Source organism: Synechococcus sp. R3-13 (assembly GCF_047462195.1).
Classification (GTDB): domain Bacteria; phylum Cyanobacteriota; class Cyanobacteriia; order Thermostichales; family Thermostichaceae; genus Thermostichus.
The window spans coordinates 1-2,448 of the sequence record NZ_JANSIO010000215.1 but is presented as its reverse complement, the minus strand read 5'-3'; the positions used below and the strand labels follow the sequence as shown (position 1 = coordinate 2,448).

Annotated in this window: 4 protein-coding genes; 2 read left to right on the top strand and 2 right to left on the bottom strand. The window is 50.4% G+C overall.

Features of this window, described 5'->3' with window-relative positions; translation table 11 throughout:
- The coding region (locus tag NW856_RS06675; RefSeq protein WP_414399587.1) for a Uma2 family endonuclease at window positions 1-265 on the bottom strand (265 nt) is incomplete at its 3' end.
- Between the two features lie 65 nt (window positions 266-330).
- Entirely contained in the window at window positions 331-1,077 is a 747-nt protein-coding gene (locus tag NW856_RS06670; RefSeq protein ID WP_414374668.1) for a rhomboid family intramembrane serine protease, read from the bottom strand.
- Window positions 1,078-1,283: 206 nt separating this feature from the next.
- Here NW856_RS06670 and NW856_RS06665 point away from each other — a divergent pair, with 206 nt between their 5' ends.
- Together NW856_RS06665 and NW856_RS06660 are read left to right on the top strand one after the other, a co-directional pair.
- Window positions 1,284-1,958, top strand: coding sequence for a response regulator transcription factor (locus NW856_RS06665; RefSeq protein ID WP_414342386.1), 675 nt, complete (start codon window positions 1,284-1,286; stop codon window positions 1,956-1,958).
- Between the two features lie 88 nt (window positions 1,959-2,046).
- Window positions 2,047-2,448 carry a hypothetical protein gene (locus NW856_RS06660; protein ID WP_414399586.1) on the top strand — a complete coding sequence of 134 codons (402 nt, stop codon included), beginning with the start codon at window positions 2,047-2,049 and terminating at the stop codon, window positions 2,446-2,448.

Sequence of the window (2,448 nt, the reverse complement as noted above, 5' to 3'; positions counted from 1 at the left end):
TCCGATCCCAGGGGATCACAGAAATATCGGGCACAATCGCGTATCCGGCGAAGGTGCAGCGCAGCTCTGGAAATGCCATTCCCAGTTGAGAAGGCTCCAACATCTCGTTAATGAAGCTACCCAGTTTTAGTTGGAGACGGCTATGTTTTCCCTGTGGCATGGGCTTCTGGATAATTTCTCCTTTGATGAACTCGCTGGCGGGCTGAGTTTCCGGCTGTTGTAGAAAGTCTTCCAGAGTTAGAGGCTTGGCAGATAGACTGACCATGGCTTTCTCCCATCACGCTGCTATCCGATTAACAATAGACTGAGAAAGTATCAAAGCTGATCAAATCAAAACAGATCCCTGTCACGTTGTTGCCAAGTCATTTGGCGGTCATAAGGGCTTTTGCCGGAAAACAACCCCATCAGCGGCCCCAAAATGGCCCCAAACACAAAACCGCCCGCATGGGCCCAATAGGCAATCCCCCCACCCTGCATACCGATGTTGGTAGGCGTCTGTAGGCTGGCAATGCCGTAGAAGGCTTGCTGGATGAACCAAAAGCCCAGGAACACCCAAGCTGGAATGTAGAGGGTTGTGATAAAAATACCCAAGGGCACCAGGGTCAGAATCTCGGCCCGTGGAAAACGCAAAATATAGGCTCCCAATACGCCAGCAATAGCGCCGCTTGCCCCCAGTGAAGGAATGGGGGATCCCATGTCGAAAAACCACTGCGTTAGCGCAGCCAAAGCTCCGCAAGCCAGGTAAAAGATGAGGTAGCGCACATGGCCCAAGCGATCCTCAACGTTGTTGCCGAAAACCCACAAAAAAAGCATGTTCCCGCCAATGTGGAGAAAGCCCCCATGCAGAAATTGTGAGGTGAATAGGGTTACCCATTCTGGACGCGACGAAGAGGTGATCTCCCCTCGAAAACTGGCCGTCAACTCTATCGGTACCACTGCCCACTCTCGGAAAAAAGCTGCCAGCTCTTGTGGCGACAGGGTTAGCTGGTACAGAAAAATTAAGATGTTAACGATCACCAGGGCATAAGTGACATAGGCTGTGCGGGTGGTTGGGTTGCGATCTTGCAGGGGTACCACAGTTAAGATCCAGTCGACGTCACCCTCTAGCCTAGCCTGTTCTTTTCTGCCCCCCAGGTTCACCTCTAAACCCCTACCTGAGGCTACACTGGGGTAGTCGGCTGGGAGCTATGCTTGCAGACGGATCCCTTGCCGACGAACGCATCTCGGCCAAGCTCGCTCGGCAGAGAATGGACTACAAGATAAGGATTTAGAGGAGTGGATTGATGCCCGAGGTTGAAAGCGCCACTGCCCCGCTCAAGTTTTTGATCGTCGAAGATCATCCAGAGGTGGCTCAAAACAACTGTGAGTGGCTGCAACGCATTGCAGCAGATGCTCAATGTATTACAGTCACCAATCCCATGGACGCCATCCTGCGCCTGCAGCGGGAACAACCAGACTTGGTTGTAGCCGATCTGCTCTATGGTCAAACCAGCGGAGAGCAGTCTGCCGAGCCTGGCCTAGAGTTCCTGCGCCATATCTTTGAGAACTACCCCACCTTGAATGTGATGGCCTATTCCAGCGAGCCGCTGCTGCTCACTCCATTGGTGGGCCTGATCAGCAAACACCAGGGTGGGTTTGCCGCGGTCAACAAAATGGAACGGCGCACCGTGTTTTTGGAGGGGGCCAAAAGTGCCCTCAATGGAGAATTGCGCATGCCGCGGGAGTTGCGCGGTCTTACGAAGCTGACGGAACGAGAAATTGAGGTCTTGAATTTGCTCTGCAAAGAAGCCCTCACCGACCAAGCCATTGCCGATCGCATTCACACCAGCAAGAAGACCGTACAAAACTGTATCCAAAGGCTCAAAGAAAAGTTGGATATTTTCGGCTCTGAGGATGAGATCAATGCTCGCGTTGCCATGTGTATGACAGCCGTTCAGAAAAAGATTATCCAGTGGTGAAACAGAATAGATTATGAGTTTGTCTCTAAACACTACTTTGGCATAGATTGCCAATGGAGCTTATCCAAGAAGTGAGGGGGGATAAGTGATGTTATTAGAGGCCGAGACAAAGCTGGTACGGGATAAGTCACTGGGATACCTCGTAGCAACAGAAGAAACGCCAATCGAGAAATGGAGCCCTTTTACTTTGCTGATGCGTGTTGTGTCGGTATCTTTATCTACATTGCTACTTATTGGACTTCCTATCTTCGCAGTTCTATCGGCAATACTTTCTGCCTTAGGGACATGGATCCCTAGCACTTTGGCCAGTGGCATACCTCCTATTGCTATGGCTTTTTCTGGATTGTTGGGTGGTTTATCGATGCTTCTTTGGTACTATTGGTACTCAAATCAACCCTATAAATCTAGGGTTGTTATTTTGAGCAATGGCTTCATTTATCATGACATCTATCGTGACATCCTAGGTCGTGTTGATCTTATGTTAGGATAG